The organism is Kitasatospora sp. NPDC094016 (assembly GCF_040304045.1).
Taxonomy (GTDB): Bacteria; Actinomycetota; Actinomycetes; order Streptomycetales; family Streptomycetaceae; genus Kitasatospora.
Genome location: NZ_JBEOUK010000114.1, coordinates 1 through 1,054, shown reverse-complemented (window position 1 = coordinate 1,054; position 1,054 = coordinate 1). Strand labels below are relative to the sequence as shown.

At 66.8% G+C, this 1,054-nt stretch carries 1 pseudogene; it reads right to left on the bottom strand.

Annotation, left to right across the window (positions count from 1 at the left end):
• Nucleotides 1-22: 22 nt before the first annotated feature.
• A pseudogene (locus ABT015_RS37935) lies at nt 23-1,023 on the bottom strand (IS5 family transposase).
• Nucleotides 1,024-1,054: the final 31 nt, after the last annotated feature.

The window sequence follows — 1,054 nt, the reverse complement described above, 5'->3', positions numbered from 1 at the left end:
TAGGGCGCGTATTCGGTCGTGATCAACGGGTCCGGGTGAGGTCCTTGATCCAGATCATCGCGCCACGGAGGTGGAGGCCTGCGAGGTAGCTGTCCGGGGTCTTGTCATACCGGGTCGCGATGCCTCGCCAGGCCTTCAGCTTGTTGATCAGGCGCTCAACGGTGTTGCGCTCCTTGTAGAGCTCGGCGTCGTGGCTGACGGGCCTGCCGCCCTTGCTGCCCTTCTTCTGCCGGTTGGCGCTCTGGTCCTTCTTCTCCGGAATGACCGCCTTGATATGGCGCTTGCGCAGGTGGGCGCGGTTGCCACGGGACGAGTAGGCCTTGTCCCCGGCGACCGCGTCCGGCCGGCTGCGGGGACGGCCGACCGGCACCCGGACCCGTACCTTCTTCAGCACGGGGATGAACTGTGGGCTGTCCGCGGCCTGGCCCTGGGTCAGTATGAACACCAGCGGGCGACACTTCCGGTCGCCGGCGCAATGGATCTTGCTGGTCTGCCCACCCCTGGAGCGTCCGAGCAGGGCTTCCTTCAGTCGGATCTTGTGCCGACGCCGGATTCGTCGCCGTTCTTCCCGTTTCGGGTCACCTGAGGCGTCCCGCCCGTCTTGTTCCTCCGGGCCTCCCCCTTTTGTCGTGCCTTCTCCGCCTCGTCGACGGCCTTCTCCAGGGAGGCCATGGTGTCGGGGTCAAGGTGCATCCCGGCGGCGTCGTGGTGGGCTCGCACGGTGGTGGAGTCCACGCCGACCAGGGACAAGTCCACCTCACCGCGCTTCGCGGCTTCCGCGATCATCCCCTCCAGCAGGGCTTCGAAGACGCCGGCGTCCCTCCACTGCCGGAACCGATTGGAGACGGTCGACCAAGCACCGAACTCCTTCGGCATCTCCCGCCACTGCCCGCCCGTCCGGAATCGCCAGATCACGCCCTCGAACTGCTGGCGCAGCCGCTCGGGGTACGGGCCGTACTCGCCGATCGGCAAGTACGGCTCGATCAACACCCACTCTGCATCCGTCAGTTGCGCTCGCGTCACGCACCACGGTTTACCGGAACTGGACCCGCTG